This is a genomic window from Roseibium sp. (genome assembly GCF_965276855.1).
GTDB lineage: Bacteria > Pseudomonadota > Alphaproteobacteria > Rhizobiales > Stappiaceae > Roseibium.
The window spans coordinates 2,767,829-2,790,007 of the sequence record NZ_OZ255700.1 but is presented as its reverse complement, the minus strand read 5'-3'; the positions used below and the strand labels follow the sequence as shown (position 1 = coordinate 2,790,007).

Below are 22,179 nucleotides of genomic sequence, written 5' to 3'. Positions count from 1 at the left end.
CCAACCGGTCAGATCAAGAAACAGATCATCCTGCCCGCCGGTCGGCCTTGATCATGTCCGCGCCCTTTTCCGCGATCATGACAGTCGGAGCATTTGTGTTGCCAGAGGTGATCGTTGGCATCACGGATGCATCAATCACCCGGATGTTTTCAAAACCACGCAAACGCAGGCGGTCATCAACCACAGACTTCTCATCGACACCCATCCGGCAAGTGCTGACGGGGTGAAAAATCGTGGTGCCGATGTCTCCCGCGGCTTTAATCAACTCGTCTTCGCTGGTGAGATCGGGACCCGGCAGATATTCCTCCGGCTCGAACCGTGCCATGGCAGGCGATGCCATGAGTTTGCGCGTGAGCCGGATACTGTCGGCAGCCACCCGGCGATCGGCTTCTGCAGAGAGATAGTTCGGCTGGATTTCCGGCTGCGCGCCTTTATCCGATGACGTAATGTGCACATGGCCCCGGCTTTCAGGGCGCAGGTTGCAAACACTCGCCGTCATCGCCGGGAAGTCATGCAGCGGCTCGCCAAACTTGGGCAGCGACAGCGGCTGAACGTGATATTCCACGTTCGCCGTCTCGAACGATGGATCGGTCTTGGCGAACACACCAAGCTGGCTCGGCGCGGACGACATGGGCCCGGATCGCTTGAGGAGATATTCCAGACCAATCTTCGCTTTGCCGGTCCAGGTCTTCGCCATCTTGTTCAGGGATTTTGCGTTCTTCACCTTGAACACGGGACGAAGTTGCAAATGGTCCTGCAGGTTCTCGCCAATGGACGGCAGCGCGTATCGTGTTTCAATCCCTGCGTTCGACAGGACCTCCGGATTACCGATGCCTGAGAGCTCCAGAAGCTGCGGTGATCCAATTGCGCCGGCAGCCACCAAGAGCTCCCCGGAAATCGCTACCGTTGCCGGTTCGCCCGCAATCTCCAGATCCAGACCGGAGGCCCGGCCGTTCTCGGAACGGATCTGGGCCACATGAGCTTCCGTAACGATGTTGAGGTTCGGCCGGTTCGCGGCCGGCTTCAAAAACGCTTTCACACCGTTCCAGCGCATGCCTGATTTCTGAGTCACCTGAAAATAGGCAGATCCGAAATTGTCACCCTTGTTGAAGTCCCGGATCTTGGGAATGCCGTTTTCTTCACAGGCATCCCGAAAGGCATCAAGCAATTCCCAGGAAATGCGCTGCTCTTCAACGCGCAAGTTGCCGCCCTGAGCATGGAGCTCGTCGTTCCACGCATAATGATCTTCCGATTTCCGGAAATAGGGCAGAACGTCATCCCAGCCCCAACCGGCAAGTCCAAGCTGGCGCCAATGGTCATAATCCCAAGCCTGGCCGCGCATGTAAATCATGCCGTTGATGGACGAACTGCCGCCGAGCACCTTGCCGCGCGGATAGACCAGTGACCGGCCGTTCAACCCCTTGTCGGGTGCGGTCTTGAAACCCCAGTCAACGCGCGGATTGCCGATGCAATAGAGATAGCCAACGGGAATGTGGACCCAGATGTAATTGTCACGCTTTCCCGCTTCCAGAAGCAGAACCTTGACGCCTGGATCCTCTGACAAACGGTTGGCCAGGACACACCCGGCTGTTCCCGCGCCAACAATTACATAATCCCAATCACCCAGGTCGCGCATCGTTCCTCCCGCACCTTTATTTGAGCATGATGGAGACACGGTCGGACCAACTGGTCAAGTCAGCCAGAGGGCATAAGCGGCCTGAGTGCGCAGAGGCCGAACGTCACGTGTTTACGTATTTCTCACAAGTCCCACCTAAGCTGCAGGCTGCTTTCAGCTGAAGGGGCCCTTCGTGTCTAATCCTGCTCAACGCCTGTTGGGATATGCAAAAACAAAGGGCTCCGGGCAAACAACAAGGCCAGTCTCAAGCCGGTTACACAGCAGCATTTTCAATCTTTGTTGATGTCGCTTGAACCCGCTACGCCTTGCCGTTCGACCTGCAAGAGACCCATTCTTCAAACAAATCAAACACATGATTCCCGAGGCATATTTTGACATTTGAGATCAAGACCCAAGTCCCAGAACCTGAGACCTATTTGCAACTCCGCAATGACTGCGGCCTTGGTGGTTATGAATTGAAAGCAGCAGAACTTGGACTGAAGAACAGTCTGCATGCCGTGATGGTGTTTGACGGTGATGATCCAATCGGCATGGGGCGCCTTGTCGGAGATGGCGGACTGTTTGTTCAGGTTACCGATATCGCCGTGCTGCCCGCGCACCAGGGCAAAGGGCTGGGCCGGATGATCATGGAAAGCCTGCTGTCCTGGGCTGAATTAGAACTGCCAGTGTCGGCTTATATGAGCCTGATCGCGGACGTCCCGGCCAACAAGCTCTATGAGAATTTTGGCTTTCAGGAAACAGCACCGCGGTCTGTGGGTATGGCACGCCGTGTTGGGACTTATCCCTAATGTGTCCCTTGAGGACGTTACGGCGGGCGAGCGTGTGTTTCTTCTGAATTTCGAGCATCAGCCGGGAAATTCACCCTACCGCTCCCGGCACGCGATCTTCGTGAAAGAAGGTGCCGAAGAAGCGCATCCGGACCAGGGCACTATCCCGGCCTCAATCACAAGCCGCCTTTTGTCGGTTCGCGCATTTAACGAAGCGCACGAAATCGTGGACGCGGAAATAATCGAAGGAACTGAGGTCCAAGATGTGATCGCGAAGTTCTTCGAAAATACCGCTGTGGATTACATCCATCTGCATTATGCACGCCGCGGATGTTTCGCGGCCCGCGTTGTCCGCCCCGAACCAAAGGCATAGGCCCTCAATGACCGGCGTTGCATTTAGATAATCCGGCAGATGTCACGTTCGTTTTTCCGACGTTGGGCTATACTCAGATTCAAAATGGTTTGGGAGAACACTGATGGTCACTTCTGCGCAACGCCGGTCTGCCTTCAAGGCCCTTCATGTAAAGGGCAAAGCCTTTTTGATGCCCAACCCGTTCGACATCGGCTCCGCCCGTATTCTGGACGGCATGCGCTTTGATGCGTTGGCAACCTCCAGTGCCGGGTTTGCCTGGGCCCGGGGTGTTCGAGACGCTGAAGGCCTGATTGGGCGGGATGATGCGCTGGCTCATGCTGCTGATATCATTTCGGTGACCAGCCTGCCGGTCAACGGTGATCTTGAGAATGGGTTTGGTGACAGTCCAGAAGACGTGGTTGAAACCATCAAGGGTGCGATCGAAGTTGGTCTTGCCGGATGCTCCATCGAGGACTATTCCCAGAATCCCAAAAACCCATTCTACCCGCTGGACTTGGCTGTTGAACGGATCAAGGCGGCCAACGCCTACGTCAAGGAAAATGCGCCTGAGTTTGTTCTGACGGCGCGCAGCGAAGGCCCGGTAAAATCGGAGCATGAGCTGGAACAGACCATCAAACGTCTCAATGCCTTCAAAGATGCAGGCGCTGATTGCGTTTACGCACCGATGCTCAAGGACAAGGCAAAAATTACCAAAGTGCTGGAAACCGTCGATGCCCCATTGAACATCCTGGCCGGCCGCCCGAATTTTCATCTCACCCGCAAAGAACTCGGAGATCTCGGTGTTGCCCGGATCTCGATTGGCGCTGGCCTGGCGCGGCTGGCTTATGGCGCCTTCACGGCCGCGGCAGAAGACATGAAGGACGGCGGCTCGTTCGGCTGCTTCGATCGGGACCCAAGTGCAGAAATGCCAGTCAATTTCGAAGACTTCATGAAGGCAAAGCCCTGATCTTTCCGCTTATTCTGCCCAATAGGTCAGTACAAGCGGAAGCGTCAGCAATGTCATCAACGTCGACAGAAAAATGAAGCCTGCGACAGCAGGTGCGTCGTCAGGACGGTGTTGCGATACCGCCAGGTAGGTTGCGACAGATGGCGGCATGAAGCAGAGCAGAATGACCGCTTTTTGCTGTGCCCCACTGAACGGAAATACGCTTGTAAGCGCCAAAGCAGCAACCACAGAAAAGCAGATATGGATCACGGATAACGTGGCTGCGCGGCCGAGATTGCCGAATTTCAGCGTCGCAAGACTGTGGCCCAGCGTCAACAGCATGATGGGAACGGCAAGCCCGGCGAGAATGCTGAGGCTCTGATCCACCGGGCCGGGCAAGCTCCAATCCGTCTCCATGAGAAACAAAGCAACCATGACGGCATAAATCACCGGTTGCTTGGCAAGGGTTTTGAAGTCGGGTTTGCCAATAGGTAGCGCAACCCCAATGGTGAAGATCGCGGCAAGGACCACGACGACAAAGCCCAAAGCGACCGCCGCGCCTTCTGCACCGAAAGCCAGCGTTGTCACCGGCAAACCGATGTTCCCGACATTCGACAGCATCATGGGAGATAAATAGGCCTGAACCGGCAAACCCAGCAGCTTCAGGATCCCGAAGCCTAGAACACCGAAAATCAATATCATGCAAGCAGCGGCCAGCAGCACATTCAAAAAGGCGCCGAGTTCGATGTGGTCTTTGGCAAGGTGAGACAGGATCAAGGCCGGGTAGCCGACATTGGCGACAAGGCTGCCAAACATTTTCCGGTCAAACGGTGCTTTCAGAATCGCCAGGCCATATCCGAGCAGCACGCACAAAAGCACGGGCAGCATGACAGTAACGATATGTCCGAAGATTACGTCCAAGACAGCATCCGCTCCGGCGAACCCAACAATTTTAAAAGCTTAGCCGCGTCGCAGGTACCTATTCAATCGAATAGCCATCAATTGTCGCGAATTCCGACATACGTAGCGCGCGGCCGGATCTGTTCTTGCGCGCCATATTGTTCCAGCGCGTGCGCAATCCAACCGGCCATCCGCCCGGCGCAGAAAATGATCTTGCCGCTGTCTTTCGGCAGATCATATGTCTTCTGCATGGCGGCGAGGGCAAAGTCGATGTTTGGAAAGAGGCCAAAGAGGTCATGGCCTGCCTTCAGGATTGCCGGCAATTTCTGGACGAAGGGATGATCCGGTTCTGAAGCCATTAGATTGGTGATCAGCCAGTGGCCGCGCGGATCCTTGTCGACATAGATCTTATGGCCGAACCCTGGAAGGGTTTCACCGCGTCCCAGCCTGTCGGCAATCAAGGCCTCGACATCCGTATCCGCATCGATTTCGGCCATCCAGGCATTTGCCCGGCCAGACGCCGCACCATGGCGAGGTCCTGTAAACGCCCCCAGGCCGGACAAGAGCGCCGCATGCAAAGGCGCCCGCGTAGATGCTGCGCAGCGCGCAGCGAAGGTGCTTGTGTTCAGCTCATGATCGGCAGAAAGAACGAGCGCCGCCCGGATCAAGTTCTTTGCGCGCGACGAAACGTCAAAGGCTTGTGCGATCTGGGTGTGAACTGGGATGGTTTGCGGTTCGGTTTCAAGAAGAGCGGCAACACCGTAGCGCAGCAGCGCTGCCCCCTTTGTCCGCAGCAGTTTCACGGCCTGCGTATGGGCTGCCCGGTCTTGCAGGGGCCAGGCTGCCAGCGCCATCATCACCCTGTCCAGCGGCCCCAGCCCATCAGGAAGTTCGGGCGGCGCAGAGGGGGCAGGTTCGGCAAAGGGATCATCGTCGCAATCCCAAAGAAGCGTGGCAACGCTCTCCAGTGTGGCATTTTCTGCAAGATCAACAGCCGGACGCCCACGGTAAATCGCGCCCTCCTGGGAGATCATCGTGAGCTCGGTTTCCAGCACCGGGTCGCCAGTTAAGGGTCGGCTTCCGGACACCTCCTCCGTCGTTCTCCGCCCCTTAAGACGACGCACGTCAGCCGCATCATAGCGCCTTTGTTTGCCGGGTCCGGCAACAGACTCAATCAGCCCCCGGCTGACATAGGCATAAAGGGTGGCCGGCTGAACGCCAAGTTCAGCGGCCGCTTCTTTTGCAGAGAGATAGATTGGCGTATTCATATATTGATTGTATTTATCAAGATTGATCAATGCAATGACTTCTCCTTAGGTACTTTCAAGAAAATGGAGATGATCATGACAAAAGCACCCGATCCCGGAACCCTGACCGCCGATCCAGCCTCTGGCCTGGAAGGTATTGTCGCGGCCCATACAGGCTTGAGCGATGTCGATGGTCTGAACGGCCAGCTGGTCCTGCGCGGCAAACGGATTGAAGACCTCGCCGGCAAACTCCGGTTCGAAGATGCCATCCTTCATCTCTGGCACAGTTATGTCTTTTGTGATGCCGATGAACTTAGAAAGGCCATGGGCGATGCACGCCAGGCTGCGTTTTCCAGTGTGCCGCTGATTGAGGCCTCCTCAAGCAAGCTCAGCATCTATGAACGGATGCAGCTCGGCCTCATCGCCCTGCCGCTTGATCCGGCTCGCCCGCAAGCCGTGGCTATCAGCGGTGCCCTGCCGGTGTTTCTTGCCGCCGCCTGCCGTATTTCTGACAGCGAACACCCAATCGCACCAGATCCGAATTTAACGACCGCAGAAGACCTGTTGCGCATGATGGGAGACGAGGAGCCAGACGCAGAACACATTGCCGCGCTTGACCGGTATCTGGTCACCATTCTGGATCACGGATTGAATGCGTCAACGTTCACTGCCCGGGTCATTGGTTCTTCGGAAGCCGACATGAAACAAGCCGTGCTTGGCGCCATGGGGGCCTTGAGCGGCCCGCTTCATGGCGGCGCGCCAGGACCGGTGCTCGATATGATTGATGCCATTGGAACTCCGGAAAACGCAGCAGACTGGATTTCCGAAGCCTTGAACCGCAAAGAGCGTTTGATGGGGTTTGGGCACCGAATCTACCGGACGCGCGACCCGCGTGCGGACGTCCTAAAAGCGGGTCTTAAAACGCTTCAGGCTAGAAATCCAAAAGTCAGCCTTGCCGAAAAGATCGAAGAAGCCGCACTCACCGCTCTGCGCAAGGCAAAACCGGACCGGGCACTCGACACCAATGTTGAGTTTTATACAGCGGTCCTGCTTGATGCGATCGGAATAGACCGCACGCTGTTTACGCCACTCTTTGCCGTTGGACGCACGCCGGGCTGGTGCGCGCATGTCATGGAGCAGCAGACAACAGGAAAACTGATCCGCCCGGCGTCCCGATATGTTGGCCCAAAACCGGTGTAAAGTAACCCCGCCCGGCATTGCCGGGCGGTTTGTCAGTGTGTTTTAAGCAAGCCCTGCAATTGCCGAGGCGAAATCCTTGGCGGAGAACGGTTCAAGATCTTCCACGCCTTCGCCAACCCCGATAAAATGGACCGGCAGGCCGTGTTTGGCGGCAATGGCCACCAGAATGCCGCCGCGCGCCGTGCCGTCGAGCTTGGTCATGACAAGTCCGGTAACGCCAGCAACCTTGCCGAATATCTCGACCTGATTGAGCGCGTTCTGACCCGTTGTCGCATCCAGGGTGAGGAGACAGGTGTGCGGCGCGTCCGGGTCATGTTTCTTGATCACGCGGATGACCTTTTCCAGCTCATCCATCAGCTCGGCCTTGTTCTGAAGGCGACCGGCGGTATCGATCAAGAGAACATCGACTTGTTTTTCGGTCGCTTCCTTCATGGCGTCAAAGGCAAGGCCGGCAGCATCTGCGCCGGTATCGCGCGCAATGACTTCAGCGCCGGTGCGCTCACCCCAGATCTTGAGCTGTTCGACAGCAGCCGCGCGGAAGGTATCGCCAGCGGCCAGCATGACCGTCTTGCCCTCTTCGCGCAGCTTCTTGGAGAGTTTGCCGATGGTGGTGGTCTTGCCGGTGCCATTGACGCCGACCATCAAAACCACATGAGGTTTCTTGCCGGAATTCAGATCCAGCGGCTCGGCGACAGGTGCCAGAACCTTCTCGACTTCCTCTGAGAGGATTTCGCGGACCTCTTCAGGGGAGATTTCCTTATCGTAGCGGCCGTCGGACAGGCGCTCTGTGATCGCCATCGCCGTATCAACACCAAGATCCGCCTGAATCAGGATGTCTTCCAGCTCTTCGAGCATCGCCGCATCAAGCTTGCGCTTGGTGAAGATGGACGAGATGCCGTCCGTCAATGCGGAAGAAGACCGCGAGAGACCCTTTTTCAGCCGTTGGAACCAGGAGAGTTTTTCTTCTTCAACGGGAGCCGGTGCAGGCGTTGCCACGACCGGTACGGCGGGTGCAGATGGCTCTGCGTCCGGCTCAATCTCCGCCGGTTGTTTGATCGTCTCGACTGGTTCTAGAACTTCCGGTGCCTCTTCGGTCGCTGTTTCGTCCGAGGGGTTTTCAACCGGCGCGTCCGGGAGGTCGGGTTCTTTTTCACCTGCACCAAGATCAGCCGAAATATCGACATCAGGCAGCACAGGCGGAACGGTTGGAGCGATCTGCGGCGACAAATCCGGGCCGGTCTGTGCAGACAGGACACTTGGCTCGCTGCCCAGTGCGGCAACGGGCGCAACTTCCATCTCAACGGGCGTCGGCGCCTCGTCCGACGTTTCCGCGGCTGGAGAAGCTTCCTCTAGCGCATCAACAGCTGGGGTTTCAGGCTCGTCCGGCGCATCCTTGCCGCCAAAGAGCCGCCCAAAAAACCCGCGCTTCTTCTCGCTCATAAATCCGCCTTAAAAACTCGGCCGCCGCTCAAGCCGCCTTGGAAAGGGCTTCGCCCAACAGATGGCGTCCGGTATGGCCGATAATTCTCGTTTCGACAATCTCTCCGGCCGTTCCGCCTGCAAGTTCAACCTGGGTGAACTGTTCCGTGCGGCCAAGGCCTTCTTTCTCTATGAGAACGGGTCGGACCTTACCGACTTCCATCGCCAAATGCTGTGCAAGAACTTCCGCGCCTTTTTCGCGCAGACGCGCGCCGCGTTCCTTGATGATGCTCCGGTCAAGCTGGGGCATCCGCGCCGCCGGTGTTCCCGGACGCGGCGAAAACGGAAAGACATGGAGATGGGTCAGGCCGCACTCGTCGACGATCTTGAGCGAATTCAAAAACATCTCTTCGGTTTCTGTCGGAAACCCGGCGATAATATCCGCGCCGAACACCACATCCGGGCGCATCTTGCGGACATCTTCGCAGAACTTGATCGTATCCGCCCGCAAATGGCGGCGCTTCATCCGCTTCAGGATCATGTCGTCACCCGCCTGCAGGGACAGATGAAAATGCGGCATCAAGCGATGATCGTCCGCAATCACCTGCATCAGATCCTCATCCGCCTCGATGGAGTCGATGGAGGACAGGCGCAACCGCTTGAGATCGGGCACCATTTTCAGGATCTTTGCCGTCAAGGTGCCCAGCTTCGGTTCACCCGGCAGATCCGCGCCGTAAGACGTGATATCGACGCCGGTCAGGACAATTTCGTTGTAGCCGTTGTCGACCAGCCGTTTGATCTGATCGATCACAACGCCCATCGGCACGGAACGGGAATTGCCGCGACCATAGGGAATAATGCAAAAGGTGCAACGGTGATCGCAGCCGTTCTGGACCTGAACGAATGCCCGGGCACGGCCGGTCAAACCGTCGATCAGGTGACCGGCGGTTTCCTCGACACTCATGATGTCGTTGACGCGCACCTTCTCGGTCTCTGAAATGCCGAACGCTGCGACATCGGCGTAGGATTTACGCTCCAGCTTCTCGGTGTTGCCGAGAACCAGATCAACCTCGTTCATCTCCGAAAACGTATCGGTTTCGGTTTGCGCCGCACAGCCGGTAACAATGACCTTGGCGTCCGGATTGTCGCGCTTGGCCTTGCGCACGGCCTGGCGCGCCTGGCGCACGGCTTCATTCGTCACCGCGCAGGTGTTGATGAGGATGGCGTTCTTGAGACCCGCGGCCTCGGCTTCACGCTTCATCACCTCCGACTCGTAGGAATTGAGCCGGCAGCCAAAAGTAACAACGTCGATGGTCATGACGCAGCCCCAGCTTCCAGGGGCGCGTCCCCGCCGGCCGTCTTGCGCCAAGTGAGCGTCTCGAGATCGACTTCGCCTTCGAACTCGACTTCCGTCAGGCCGGTCATCAGCACATGACCATCCCTTTCCCGCCATTCAATGCCGATCGGACCGCCAGGCAGGTGAATGGTGGTTTTACGTCCAGTCTTGTCGTCTCGCGCAGCTGCAACCCCGACAGCACACGCAGCTGTGCCGCAGGCCAGTGTCAGACCGGCCCCGCGTTCCCAGACCTTCACACGGATCTGATCGTCATCGAAAATATGCGCCAGCGAGATGTTCGCGCCCTCCGGAAAGATCGGATGACGCTCCAAAAGCGGACCAACCCGGGCAAGATCGTAGGCCTCGACGTCCTTGACCCAGAAGATCGCGTGCGGATTGCCCATGTTGACCACGGCCGGCGTGTGCAGGATGGGCTCATCGATCGGCCCGATTTGCAGTTCGATCGCCCGTGTATCGGCAAACTCTTCAGCCAAGGGGATCTGATCCCAATTGAGGCGCGGCTTGCCCATGTCGACGGTCACATTTCGCAGACCAGCAGCGTCAAAGGCATGCAGAAGACCGGCATTGGTCTCGATTGTGACGAGATCCTTGGTGTTTTCTTCCATCAGGAGACGGCCAATACAGCGCGTGGCGTTGCCACAGGCGTCGACCTGACCGCCATCACTGTTGTGAATGCGCATGAAGGCATCAACACCGCACGTGGATCGCTCAACCGTGATCATTTGATCAAAGCCGATGCCATGCTCCCGATCGCCCAATTTGGCAATCTGATCCTTGGTCAGTCGCAGCGGTTTATCCCGCGCGTCCCAGACTACGAAGTCATTGCCAAGGCCGTTCATCTTCAAAAAGGGTCTGGTTTCAGACGCCATACCGGGTGCACTTTATCTTTTGGGTGTTGAGATCCAGGCGCATTTCATCGCCATAATCCGCCTTATATGGCGGATTTGTGAAGAAATTACCAGATCTCTCCACCCAAAGGGTTAGCAGTGCAGGTGTGCAATGACGGCATGGCGCTGCTGAATGGTCCTGTCTGTTTAGTGCGCCTCATCCCAGTTGTCGGCGGCGCGGGCATCGACCTGGAGCGGCACCGACAATTTCAGCGCGGGATCGCAAGCGTTTTCCATCACGTCCTTGATGAGCGGGATGGTCGCCTCAACCTGATCCTCCGGCACTTCAAAAATCAGTTCATCATGCACCTGCAGCAACATCTGCGCGTCCAGCTTTGAGGCGGTGAGACGGTCTTCCATGCGCACCATGGCCCGGCGCAGGATATCGGCCGCCGAGCCCTGGATCGGCGCATTGATCGCCGCCCGTTCATAGAAATTGCGCATGTTCGGGTTCTTGGTGTTCACGTCCGGATAATGCGCCTTGCGGCCAAAGATCGTGGTGACATAGCCGTCCGCATGCACCTGTTTCTTGACCGCTTCCATATATTCCTTGATGCCCGGGAACCGTTCGAAATAGGTCTTGATGTAGTCGCCCGCCTCGCCGCGTGAGATGCCCAGCTGATTGGCAAGGCCGAAGGCCGAAATGCCATAGATAATACCGAAGTTGATGGCCTTCGCCTGCCGGCGGACCATCGGGTCCATGCCCTCAATCGGCGTCCCGAACATTTCGCTTGCCGTCATCGCGTGAATGTCGAGCCCGTCCTCGAAGGCCTTTTTCAGCTGCGGAATGTCCGCCATATGGGCGAGCACACGCAACTCGATCTGGCTGTAGTCGGCCGAGATCAGCTTCTGGCCCTTTTCCGCAATAAAGGCCTGGCGGATCTTGCGGCCCGCTTCCGTTCTGACAGGTATGTTCTGCAGGTTCGGCTCGGAGGAAGAGAGCCGTCCGGTGGTTGTCGCCGCAAGCGAATAGGACGTGTGCACCCGTTTTGTTTCCGGGTTGATGTAGCCCGGCAGAGCGTCTGTGTAGGTGGATTTCAGCTTTGACAGCTGCCGCCACTCAACGATTTTCGACGGCAGCGGATGACCTTCGGCTGCAAGATCCTCCAGAACCTGCGCCGAGGTCGACCAGGCCCCGGTCTTTGTCTTCTTGCCGCCGGGAAGACCCATCTTGCCGAACAGAATATCGCCGAGCTGTTTCGGTGAACCGACGTTGAAGGTTTCGCCGGCAAGTTCGTAGATCTCGCTTTCCAGAGCGGCTGCGCCCTGTGCGAAATCGCCGGACAGGCGGGAGAGCATCTGGCGGTCCACGGAAATGCCGCGCCTTTCCATGCGCGCCAGCACCGGCACCATCGGCCGCTCCAGCGTTTCATAGACCGTTGCCATGTGATCGCTGGCAAGCCGCGGTTTCAGGATCAGCCACAAGCGCAAGGTGACATCAGCATCCTCGGCAGCATAAGCAGTTGCCTTGTCAATCGCCACCTTGTCGAAGGTGATCATCGATTTGCCCGAGCCGCAGACCTCCTTGAACGGGATCGGCTTGTGACCGAGCCAGCGCTCCGAGAGCTCGTCCATGCCATTGCCGCCTTTGCCCGCATCCACGGTGTAGGAGAGCAGCATGGTGTCGTCGTAAGGGCCGACGTCAACGCCGTGGCGGGTCATCACCAGCCAGTCGTATTTGAGGTTTTGCGCGATCTTCAGGACGCCGCGGTCCTCCAGCATTGGCTTCAGCGCTTTCAGCGCATCGTCCAGCGGGATCTGGTTTGGCAAAAGTCCGCCACCGCCGAGAAGATCGCCTTCGCCGTCCTTGTGGGTCAGCGGTATGTAGCAGGCCTTGCCCGGTTCGGAGCTTAAGGAGATCCCCACCAGCTCGGCCTGCATGGCATCAAGCGAGGTGGTTTCCGTGTCGAAGGCGACATAGCCCTTTTCATAGGCCGCATCGATCCAGGGCTGCAGCTGTTCGAGAGTTGTGACAGTATCATAAGCAGTGGAATCGACCGGCATCGCGCCGATCCTGGCCGCCCGTTCATCAGCCACGGTCTGCGGCACCATCAGTCCGTCCGGCGCAGTGTTGCCGCTGGCACTGCTGCTGTCTGCATCAGGCGCGGACATACCGCCCGGGCGGTCCATTATCCGGCCCTTGTGGTCCGGCACATCCCAGCCAGGAACCTCAAGGTCCAATGCCTCTACATTGGTAAGATCCGCTCCGGTCACTTCCGCAACGCGTTTGGTGAGTGTCGAAAAGCCCATCGCCTTCAAAAAGCCGACGGCTTTCGGCCCGTCGATGTCACAAACTGAAAGATCTGCAACAGGAATTTCGACCGGCACGTCCTGCTTGAGCGTCACCAACTGTTTGGAGACGCGGGCCTGATCGGCAAACTCGATCAGGTTTTCGCGGCGCTTCTTCTGCTTAATGGTTTCGGCTTGTTCCAGCAGCGTTTCCAGATCGCCGAATTCATTGATCAGGAGCGCTGCGGTTTTCAGGCCGATGCCCGGAACGCCCGGCACATTGTCGACGCTGTCGCCGGCGAGTGACTGAACCTCGATCACCTTGTCTGGGCCAACGCCAAACTTTTCAAAGACTTCCGCTTCCCCAAAAGTCTTGTTTTTCATCGTGTCGATCATGCCGATCTTAGGGCCGATCAGCTGCATCAGGTCCTTGTCGCCGGATACAATGGTCACGCGCGCGCCCTGTTCGGCGGCTTGCCGGGCATAGGTCGCGATCAGATCGTCGGCCTCAAAGCCTTCCTGCTCGATGCAATGAGTGGAAAACGCGCGCGTCGCCTCACGAATCAGGCCGAATTGCGGCACCAGGTCTTCCGGCGGGGGCGGGCGCTGCGCCTTGTATTCCGGATAAATGTCGGACCGGAACGTTTTGGCGGAATGGTCGAAAATCACCGCGAAATGGGTGGGCTCGTCGCCTTCTTCAGGCGTAAGGCCTTCCTGCAGCAACTTCCACAGCATGTTGCAGAAGCCGGAGACAGCACCAACCGGCAAGCCATCCGGCTTGCGCGTCAAAGGCGGCAGCGCGTGATAGGCGCGGAAAATGAAAGTGGAGCCATCAACCAGGATCAGGTGGTCGTCGGCAGTCAGGGCGGCGGAAGTTTCTTGTGTCGACATGGCGCGGACGATGCCCTTGAACGCTCTGCTGAGCAATAGTCTATTTTATATTTCCAGAATGAGTGTATGTTTAATAAATACAATCAATGGACGAAATTTGATGGCTAAATCCGCATCAGTTCCTGCGCCCTTATCAAAAAGCGATGTTGGATTTTCTATCCTAATTGCTTCGGGTGTCTATGTTTTCTTGCTGGACATAAAAGCGTTTGAATTCACCACAGCATTTACCATTCTCCTCCTATCCCTTTTGTGGATTGCAATATATCGCGTGTTCGACAGGTACGCGGGTATGATCGAAAAACTAGAAGAAACTGGGTCTGACCGGGAGTGGAAATCTCTCCTTAAAGCGTATTCATACCGCGCTTTACCGCCTGCATTTTTTGCAATTTCGATCTTTATGTTCATGGCAATCAAGAGCGATAGCTATGATTTCATGAGTAAGGTCGGCCTTGTCGCTTTGCTTCTTTTTGTTTGCTTGATTTTTCTAGAACACTTTATCCTTCACCCGTATCGCAAGGCATCTAGGCTTGAGAGAGCCAAGGCCTCTAAGTCCAAGGCTTGAAGGGTGCGGAAATTCTCCTGTCACTCCGCCGCTTGGGGCGCCGCTTTCCGGCCGTAGGTGCCGCCGAGATAGGCCCATTCCGGCCGTTTGAACAGGAACCAGCCAATTCCGGTTTTCTGGATAAACCACAACAGGATCACCGGCGCGACGACGGCGACGACATTGACGATCAAAGACACTGTGCCGATGTCAAGAATATCAAGTTTCAGCAGGATCACCCGCGTGAGGCCCATCGGGAAGAAGAACGCCAGATAGATCACAATGGAGTTCGCGCCGAAATGGCGCAGGAAATCCATGCTGCCTGCTTTGACGATGAGTGCACTGGTGAGAATGATCGCGCCCGCGCCGGCTGCTCCAAGTGCCAGCGACACGAACGGCAATTCAGACCAGCCAATAAAGACCAGACCACCGTTGATGACGCCCCAGACGAGTAGCAGCGCGAGGCTCAGGCTGACCCGGTTCCGCGCCCACTCTGCAAGCTCAAAGATTTTTGGCGCGAAAATGTAGCCGGCATAAAAATAGACGAAGCGGGAGGCGAATTCGTCGACGAGGAGCCAGCCGGTATGAATCGGTGCGATCTGCAAAAGGGCAGCAATCCCGAGCATTACTTGCCAGGGCACGCCTTTGTCATGCGCCAGTTTGCAGACGACAAAGAAGATCGGCAGCATATAGATGAACCACAATGTACCAAACGGTTGGAAGAAGCTGACCAGATAGAACTGAAACGCCCCGGCCCAGCCCATTTCACCGGCGAAGACCGGTGCCTTCACCGCGAACTGAATGGTCATCCAGAGGACATAAAAGTAAGCGAAATGAACGACTTTCCGGTCGAGATAGAGCTTCCAATCCCGCGTGATGACATTTGACAGGAAAAGACCGGAGATCAGAAAGAAGTCCGGCATCCGGAAGGGGGCGGCAAAGGCGATGACCGCATGCATCCAGCCAGTTTCTCCAGCCGCTGCCTCCACGCCCAAAACGGCGTGCATCATGACGACAAAGACGATGCAGATGCCTTTTGCCGTATCTACCCAATCGACGCGCGGGGCCTGTACCATATCCGTTTACCTGCTGCGGAAATCTCCAATCCGGGCAGGTCTAGCGCGCAACTGGTAAAAATTACGCATAAAGCAAAGTCACGTTTCGGTGATTTTTTGCGGAAATGGCAAACAGTCTATGAGTTCGGTTTTTCCGACCCGTCGTTCCATGGGCTGATGCGCGGCTGACCGGACGATTGGCTTCCGGCCTCCGGGCCATGGTTGGTTTCTTTCCAGTCTTCCTCATCCAGATCCACAACACCATCCTCGTTCCGCGGACGCATGGTTCCACCCTCCATGATCACAACATTGGAGCGCGCGATGATGAACTTCGCAAGACTTTCGCGGACCGGCGGAATAAACAGCAGCAAACCAATGGCGTCCGTGACAAAACCTGGGATCAAAAGCAGGATACTCGCCAGCACAATCATAGCGCCTTGCATGACCTCGTTGCCCGGCGCCCGTCCTCCATCGAGTTCCTTCTGCATCCGCATCAAAAGCGACAGCCCCTGCTGACGCAGCATGAGTGTGCCGGCCATGGCTGTCAGCACGGTCAAAAGGATCGTCGGCAGAACCCCAAGAAGCTCGCCAACCCAAATGAAAACCGAGATTTCGATCAGAGGCAGGAGTATAATGCCTGCTATGATATAAAGTCCCACGGAGGCTCCATCGTCTGGTAGGGTGGAAATCTGTACTATCTGACCCAGAGATGTAGACACTCTGTCACAAAAATGCGAGCGGCCGGTCGCAAGGAATGTTCACTTCGATCAAATTCAGTCTTGCTCTTGGGTCTGGATGCTGGTTGAAGAACCCACTAAATAGAACATATCTGACCTAAACGTGCGTCGCACGGGCCTTGCAAAACAAGTCAGAGGCAGCCTACCAGCCTCTGAAAGGGTAGCCGGAATAGAAGATGAATGAAATTTTTGATCCCCTAAATCTGCTGCTTCTTGGACTGGCGGTGTTCATTTTGTTCCGGTTGCGCTCTGTTCTCGGCAAACGCACCGGCGAGGAACGCCCGCCGTTTGACCCGTACTCCAAGCCAGAGCAGCAAAATGGTCAGGCCAACGGCCAGGACAACGTCATTCCGATGCCGCATCAGGGGCAACAATCGCCGGACGGTTACGACGACATGGCTCCGGCGCGGCAGGAAGAAGATGGTGAAGTCGTCATCGACAAGGTCGCACCGGCTGGCTCTGCACTGAACAACGCGCTGAAGCAAATCCTGTCCGTTGATCGCAGCTTCGAGCCCGAACCTTTCCTGCAAGGAGCAAAAGCCGCATACGAAATGATCGTGATGGCGTTTGCCGATGGCGACAAGAAGGCTCTCAAAAATCTTCTGTCCCGTGACGTGTTTGAAGGTTTTAGCGCTGCGATTGACGATCGTGAAAAACGCGGTGAGACAATTGAATCCACGTTTGTTGGCATCGACAAGGCCGAAATCGTGGAAGCGGCCCTCAAGGACACCACCGCACAGGTTACTGTCCGGATCCATAGCCAGCTGATATCAGCAACACGCGACAAAGGCGGCGAAGTTGTTGACGGTGACCCCGCTAAAGTGACGGAAGTCATTGATATCTGGACCTTCGCCCGTGACACCGCTACGCGGGATCCGAACTGGAAGCTGGTCGCGACCGAATCCGCCGAGTAAATTCGTGAGTGCCCCGGCAGGCATGCGCGGATCAACGCGGCCGTCTGGTTTGGCAATACTATTTAAGGGCGCGGCTTTTGCCGCGTCTCTTTTTGTTGCAGGACCTTTAACTGCCATGGCGCAAGGCCCGATCCAATCTGCCGATCTTATACCAGTCCAATTCGCCGATCTCAGCGGTTGGCCAACAGATCAGCACGCGGACGCACTCGTTGCGTTCAAGCGGTTTTGTGGGCCTGGTGCACCGTCAGCTGCAAACAGGGGACCGTTCCAGCTTTCCAAAGGCCATCGCCAAGCGCTGTGCAAGGCGGCGCTAGCGTCAAAGGATGCGCGTTCGTTTTTTGAAACCCATTTCGAGCCATTTCAGGTTCGAGAGCCGGGGTTCGTGACCGGGTATTTCGAACCTGAGGTGGCCGCATCCCGGGAAAAAACGGCCGAATTCAACGTGCCCCTTCTGAAAAAACCCGATGGGCTCGTTCACGTGCCGGCAAAGGCCCGTCCTTCTGGGTGGCCAACACACCTGACACATGGCCGCAGGATCAACAACCAGGTGACCGAAATGCCCGACCGCGGGGCCATCATGGATGGTGCCCTTGACGGTGAGGGGCTGGAACTGGTCTGGCTTCGCAGTTCGATCGACGCCTACTTCATTCATGTCCAGGGCTCGGCGCGCCTGAAACTCGTTGATGGCTCGACGATGCGGGTCGGGTATGCGGGAAAAACCGGGCACCCCTACACCGGAATCGCCCGGCTTTTGGTTCAGCGCGGTGAAGGCACTCCGGAAGATTTCACGATGTCCGGCTTGCGCCGCTGGCTGGAACAAAACCCGGATGACCGGGACCCGCTTTTCAAGGAAAACCGGTCCTACATTTTTTTCCGAGAAGTCACTGAAGCGGCACCAGACGAAGGGCCGATCGGCGCAGCAAGGCTACCTCTCGTGCCCGGTCGAAGTCTGGCAATTGACGACAGCGCCATGCCGTATGGGGTTCCTGTCTTTGTTTCCGCGGAGTTTGAAGATCCACAGCAACCCGGTCAGCAATACCGCCGCCTGATGGTGGCCGACGACACAGGTTCTGCAATCAGGGGTCAATCCCGAGGCGACATCTTTGTCGGCTCCGGAGACGACGCCGGACGCATTGCCGGTGAGATCCGGCATGGAGCCACCTTTACTGTGTTGCTGCCCAGGCGCTCAACTGGCCTCGGGAACTGACGGCATGAGCAAGCGCGGCAGAAAGGGCATGCTGTCTCCCGAAGACCGGGAACTCTGGGGCAAGGTCGCCAAAACAGCGACACCGCTTGATACAGAGCGCGCAAAGGCTCAAATGGCAGAGCTGGAACAGTTCATAGATGCAACACCCAAGGTGGCTGCAAAATCTCCCCAAACATCAACCGCAATCCATCCGCCAGAACCGGCGAAACCTGTGGCGCCGCCACCTTTGCGGCAGCTTGAGCACCGTTACCGCAAGAAACTGGTGCGCGGTGTCAAACAAATCGACGCCCGGATCGACCTGCACGGCCTGACGCAGGACAAAGCCCATGACCGCTTGCGCGGATTTCTCTATGAAGCCCAGGCACGGGGGCACAAGGTCGTGCTGGTGATTACCGGAAAGGGCGGCGGGCCCGGCTATGCCTATATGGACGAACGCGGAGTTTTGCGCAGAATGGTACCGCAATGGCTGGCAATGCCGGATGTGCGCCATCTTGTCGTGGGCTACGAAGAAGCCCATACAACCCACGGCGGCTCCGGTGCGCTGTATGTGCGAATAAGAAGACGCAGGTAGGAACGTGACACCTCTTGGGGCTAAAATCCGTGAACTCAGAACAAAACAGGGCGTTTCCTTGAAAGAAATGGCAGCGGCCCTGTCCGTCTCCAGCGCCTATCTCTCCGCACTGGAACATGGCAAGCGGGGCAAGCCGACCTGGTTTTTGGTGCAAAGGATCATTGCCTATTTCAATGTGATCTGGGACGAGGCAGAGGAAATCCAACGGCTTGCCGAGCTCTCCGATCCCCGCATCACCATCGACACTGCCGGCATGAACCCCAAGGCAACGGAACTCGCCAATCAACTCGCCCTGAAAATTGGCGGCCTCTCCGATACCTCCCTCGATGGGCTGCTGCACCAACTGCGCGTTGCCGCCGTAAAAGACGACATCTGACGTGCATCAAAGTTTACATGTCCTTATTATCAAGGCGCTATAAAGCCGCGCGCGCCGCTGCCCGGCAATGACCTTTTGGAAGTTTGAGATCGGTATGACATCCACCCAAGACGACCACTCCGGATTGATCGATGCCGATGCGCTGCGGACGCGCCTGACAGCGCTGACTGAGGCGACCGATGGTGAGGGGTCTGATCCCAAGGTCCGCAACGCTGTTCTGGGCGAGCTGAAAACGGCAGTTCGGGATGCCCGGAAAATCGCCGAAGACAAACTGGCAGATGATGGTGGCGGACTGTTGTGTGCCCAGCGGCTGTCTTTCATCCAGGACGAAATCATCCGGGTCATCTACGACTTCGCGCTTTACCACGTCTACCGGATCAAGAACCCGTCGGCAGCCGAACGCATGTCGGTCGTCGCCGTTGGCGGATATGGACGCGGCACACTGGCTCCTGGCTCCGATATCGATCTGTTGTTCGTCCTGCCGTACAAGCAGACCCCTTGGGGTGAGCAGATCGTCGAATACATCCTCTACATGCTCTGGGATCTTGGTTTCAAGGTCGGTCATGCAACGCGCAACATCGACGAGTGTATCCGGCTTTCAAAGGCGGACATGACGATCCGCACGGCAATTCTGGAAGCCCGCCATATCTGGGGCGACGAAGCGTTGTTTGATGAGCTCGTCACCCGTTTCCAAAAGCAAGTGGTGGAAGGCACCAGTTCCGAGTTTATTGCCGCCAAGCTGCAGGAACGGGACGAACGGCACCGCCGCCAAGGCACCTCCCGCTATCTTGTCGAGCCGAATATCAAGGAGGGCAAGGGCGGCCTTCGGGATCTGAACACCCTGTTCTGGATTGCCAAATACCATTACCAGGTGTCGAGCCAGTCAGAACTGGTAAAGATCGGAGTTCTGAACCGGTCAGAAACGAGCCGTTTCAAGCGCGCGGAAGACTTTCTTTGGGCCGTCCGTTGCCATTTGCACTTCCTGACCGGTCGACCGGAAGAACGGCTGTCGTTTGATGTCCAGCGTGAGATTGCGGTGCGGCTCGGCTACACCCAGCATCCGGGTATGAAGGATGTGGAGCGGTTCATGAAACACTACTTCCTGATCGCCAAGGAAGTCGGTGACTTGACGCGCATCCTGTGTGCCGCCCTGGAAGATGAACACGTCAAGGACCCGCGCGGACGCGGTATTTCAGGCATCATGCGGCGCTTTCGTGTGGGCCGGTCGGACAACAATGCACCGCAACCGGTCAAGGGCGCATCCGGGTTCGTTGTAGAGAACAACCGGTTGAGTGTGACTGCGGACACCATCTTTGAGACCGACCCGGTCAATCTCTTGCGTGTGTTTCAGCTCGCGGACAAGCATGATTACAACCTGCACCCGCGCCTGACGCGACTGATCCGCCATTCGCTGAAACTGATCAACAATGAGGTGCGCAAGGACCCGGAAGCAAACCGGCTGTTCCTGTCCGTGCTCACATCGCGCAACCATCCGGAAAAGATTCTTCGAAAGATGAATGAGACCGGCGTCCTCGGCCGGTTCGTGCCCGAGTTCGGCAAAGTCGTCGCGATGATGCAGTTCAACATGTATCACCACTACACGGTTGACGAACACCTGATCCGCTCGATCGGCGTTCTGGCCGAGATCGAGCGTGGCGATTCCGGCGAAGATCATCCGCTGTCCACGGACCTGATCCGCACGTTACAGAACCGCAAACTGCTTTATGTCACGATGTTCCTGCATGACATCGCCAAGGGGCGCCCTGAGGACCACTCCATTGCCGGCGCAAAGGTGGCACGCAAGCTCTGCCCGCGGTTTGGGTTGAACGAAGCGGAAACCGAAACCGTTGCGTGGTTGATCGAACACCATCTCGACATGAGCACGATTGCCCAGTCGCGCGATCTGTCGGACCGCAAGACAATCACCGACTTTGCCCATACGGTCCAATCTCATGAGCGTTTGAAACTGCTCCTTATCCTGACCGTCGCGGACATTCGCGCCGTTGGACCGGGTGTTTTCAATGGCTGGAAGGGGCAGCTGCTCAGGACACTTTACTATGCCACCGAACCGCATTTGACGGGCGGACATTCCAAGATGTCCCATGGTCAGGCGATCTCTCAGGCTAAGGAAGAACTGGTTTCGCGGCTGGAACATTGGACCGATAGCGACCGGAAGGCCTATTTGAAACGCCATTATCCGGCTTATTGGCTGAGAACGGAGCCGGACCGGCTTACCGCACATGCAGAGCTGTTGCACAAGGCGGACAAAAACGGCGATCAGCTTTCTTTTGATGTGACACCGCGGGCCTTTGAAGGGGTCACCGAGCTCACAATCATGGCACAGGACCATCCGCGCCTCCTCTCGGTGATTGCCGGTGCTTGTTATTCGACAGGCGCCAATATCGTTGATGCGCAGATCGATACGACAACGGACGGTTTTGCGCTTGATACGATTTTCATCGGCCGCGAGCTGCCGGGCGACGACGATGAACGCCGCCGCGGCGAGCGCATCACCGCATTGATCGAAAAAACGTTGCGCGGTGATGAAAGAATCCCGGAACCGGTTGCGAAAAAAGGATCGGTGAAAGGTCGGATGAAGGCCTTCAAGGTGGCCAGTGAAGTGCTGTTGAACAACACCTTGTCCGATGACTACACGGTTCTGGAGGTGTCCGGCCTTGACCGTCCAGGCCTGCTTTACGACCTCACCCGGTCCATCGCGACACTCAATCTCAACATAGGTTCGGCGCATATTTCCACCTTCGGTGAAAAAGTGGTCGACGTTTTTTATGTGACCGATCTGACAGGCCAGAAAATCGCTAATATCGGCCGTCAGGAAATTATCCGGGAACGCCTGGAAGCTGCCGTCGAAGGCCAGGTGGAGCTGGATCCGGCCGCACCAGTTGCACGCAAAGTCCGCCGCCAGGCATCCTGAGCGGCTATCCCATGA

19 protein-coding genes are annotated in these 22,179 nt (G+C 56.9%); 10 read left to right on the top strand and 9 right to left on the bottom strand.

Annotated elements, in window-relative coordinates:
• Window positions 1-25: 25 nt before the first annotated feature.
• A complete protein-coding gene (locus ACQY4Z_RS12775) occupies window positions 26-1,636 on the bottom strand; it encodes a GMC family oxidoreductase (RefSeq protein ID WP_428521813.1) in 1,611 nt (536 codons plus the stop codon).
• 371 nt (window positions 1,637-2,007) lie between these two features.
• Here ACQY4Z_RS12775 and ACQY4Z_RS12770 point away from each other — a divergent pair, with 371 nt between their 5' ends.
• The 3 genes from ACQY4Z_RS12770 to ACQY4Z_RS12760 all read left to right on the top strand — a co-directional run bounded on the left by ACQY4Z_RS12770 (window position 2,008) and on the right by ACQY4Z_RS12760 (window position 3,722).
• A complete protein-coding gene (locus ACQY4Z_RS12770; protein WP_428521811.1) occupies window positions 2,008-2,424 on the top strand; it encodes a GNAT family N-acetyltransferase in 417 nt (138 codons plus the stop codon).
• Complete coding sequence (locus ACQY4Z_RS12765; RefSeq protein ID WP_428521809.1) at window positions 2,405-2,776, top strand: DUF1203 domain-containing protein; 372 nt, start codon at window positions 2,405-2,407, stop codon at window positions 2,774-2,776. Before ACQY4Z_RS12770 ends, ACQY4Z_RS12765 begins: the two co-directional genes overlap by 20 nt.
• A 103-nt stretch (window positions 2,777-2,879) precedes the next feature.
• Complete coding sequence (locus tag ACQY4Z_RS12760; RefSeq protein ID WP_428521807.1) at window positions 2,880-3,722, top strand: isocitrate lyase/PEP mutase family protein; 843 nt, start codon at window positions 2,880-2,882, stop codon at window positions 3,720-3,722.
• Window positions 3,723-3,731: 9 nt separating this feature from the next.
• Here the strand turns inward: ACQY4Z_RS12760 and ACQY4Z_RS12755 are convergent, their stop codons facing one another.
• Window positions 3,732-4,622, bottom strand: a complete 891-nt coding sequence (locus ACQY4Z_RS12755; protein WP_428521805.1) for an AEC family transporter — start codon at window positions 4,620-4,622, stop codon at window positions 3,732-3,734.
• Window positions 4,623-4,699: 77 nt separating this feature from the next.
• Window positions 4,700-5,899, bottom strand: a complete 1,200-nt coding sequence (locus ACQY4Z_RS12750; RefSeq protein WP_428521803.1) for a citrate/2-methylcitrate synthase — start codon at window positions 5,897-5,899, stop codon at window positions 4,700-4,702.
• Between the two features lie 45 nt (window positions 5,900-5,944).
• Between ACQY4Z_RS12750 and ACQY4Z_RS12745 the strand changes: the two genes are divergently transcribed.
• A complete protein-coding gene (locus tag ACQY4Z_RS12745; RefSeq protein WP_428521801.1) occupies window positions 5,945-7,048 on the top strand; it encodes a citrate synthase/methylcitrate synthase in 1,104 nt (367 codons plus the stop codon).
• A gap of 42 nt (window positions 7,049-7,090) precedes the next feature.
• Here ACQY4Z_RS12745 and ftsY read toward each other — a convergent pair whose 3' ends face one another.
• From ftsY to polA, 4 genes are all read right to left on the bottom strand, one after another.
• Window positions 7,091-8,488, bottom strand: coding sequence for a signal recognition particle-docking protein FtsY (gene ftsY / locus ACQY4Z_RS12740; protein WP_428521799.1), 1,398 nt, complete (start codon window positions 8,486-8,488; stop codon window positions 7,091-7,093).
• Between the two features lie 28 nt (window positions 8,489-8,516).
• On the bottom strand, window positions 8,517-9,785 hold the full coding sequence (mtaB, locus tag ACQY4Z_RS12735; RefSeq protein ID WP_428521797.1) for a tRNA (N(6)-L-threonylcarbamoyladenosine(37)-C(2))-methylthiotransferase MtaB: 1,269 nt from the start codon (window positions 9,783-9,785) through the stop codon (window positions 8,517-8,519).
• The gene (gene dapF, locus ACQY4Z_RS12730; RefSeq protein ID WP_428521795.1) at window positions 9,782-10,693 is read right to left on the bottom strand and encodes a diaminopimelate epimerase; all 912 of its coding nucleotides are present in this window, start codon (window positions 10,691-10,693) and stop codon (window positions 9,782-9,784) included. The genes mtaB and dapF overlap by 4 nt, the downstream gene beginning before the upstream one ends.
• A 165-nt stretch (window positions 10,694-10,858) precedes the next feature.
• Complete coding sequence (polA, locus tag ACQY4Z_RS12725; protein ID WP_428529547.1) at window positions 10,859-13,804, bottom strand: DNA polymerase I; 2,946 nt, start codon at window positions 13,802-13,804, stop codon at window positions 10,859-10,861.
• 127 nt (window positions 13,805-13,931) lie between these two features.
• Between polA and ACQY4Z_RS12720 the strand changes: the two genes are divergently transcribed.
• Window positions 13,932-14,393, top strand: a complete 462-nt coding sequence (locus ACQY4Z_RS12720; RefSeq protein WP_428521793.1) for a hypothetical protein — start codon at window positions 13,932-13,934, stop codon at window positions 14,391-14,393.
• A gap of 20 nt (window positions 14,394-14,413) precedes the next feature.
• Here the strand turns inward: ACQY4Z_RS12720 and ACQY4Z_RS12715 are convergent, their stop codons facing one another.
• On the bottom strand, window positions 14,414-15,448 hold the full coding sequence (locus ACQY4Z_RS12715) for an acyltransferase family protein (RefSeq protein ID WP_428521791.1): 1,035 nt from the start codon (window positions 15,446-15,448) through the stop codon (window positions 14,414-14,416).
• A gap of 116 nt (window positions 15,449-15,564) precedes the next feature.
• A complete protein-coding gene (locus ACQY4Z_RS12710) occupies window positions 15,565-16,086 on the bottom strand; it encodes an FxsA family protein (protein WP_428521789.1) in 522 nt (173 codons plus the stop codon).
• 254 nt (window positions 16,087-16,340) lie between these two features.
• Between ACQY4Z_RS12710 and ACQY4Z_RS12705 the strand changes: the two genes are divergently transcribed.
• From ACQY4Z_RS12705 to ACQY4Z_RS12685, 5 genes are all read left to right on the top strand, one after another.
• The gene (locus tag ACQY4Z_RS12705; RefSeq protein ID WP_409686549.1) at window positions 16,341-17,078 is read left to right on the top strand and encodes a Tim44/TimA family putative adaptor protein; all 738 of its coding nucleotides are present in this window, start codon (window positions 16,341-16,343) and stop codon (window positions 17,076-17,078) included.
• Between the two features lie 115 nt (window positions 17,079-17,193).
• A complete protein-coding gene (gene mltA / locus ACQY4Z_RS12700) occupies window positions 17,194-18,285 on the top strand; it encodes a murein transglycosylase A (RefSeq protein WP_428521787.1) in 1,092 nt (363 codons plus the stop codon).
• A 4-nt stretch (window positions 18,286-18,289) separates the two neighbouring features.
• The gene (locus tag ACQY4Z_RS12695) at window positions 18,290-18,856 is read left to right on the top strand and encodes a Smr/MutS family protein (protein WP_428521785.1); all 567 of its coding nucleotides are present in this window, start codon (window positions 18,290-18,292) and stop codon (window positions 18,854-18,856) included.
• 4 nt (window positions 18,857-18,860) lie between these two features.
• On the top strand, window positions 18,861-19,232 hold the full coding sequence (locus ACQY4Z_RS12690) for a helix-turn-helix domain-containing protein (RefSeq protein ID WP_428521783.1): 372 nt from the start codon (window positions 18,861-18,863) through the stop codon (window positions 19,230-19,232).
• Between the two features lie 94 nt (window positions 19,233-19,326).
• A complete protein-coding gene (locus ACQY4Z_RS12685; RefSeq protein ID WP_428521781.1) occupies window positions 19,327-22,164 on the top strand; it encodes a [protein-PII] uridylyltransferase in 2,838 nt (945 codons plus the stop codon).
• Window positions 22,165-22,179: the final 15 nt, after the last annotated feature.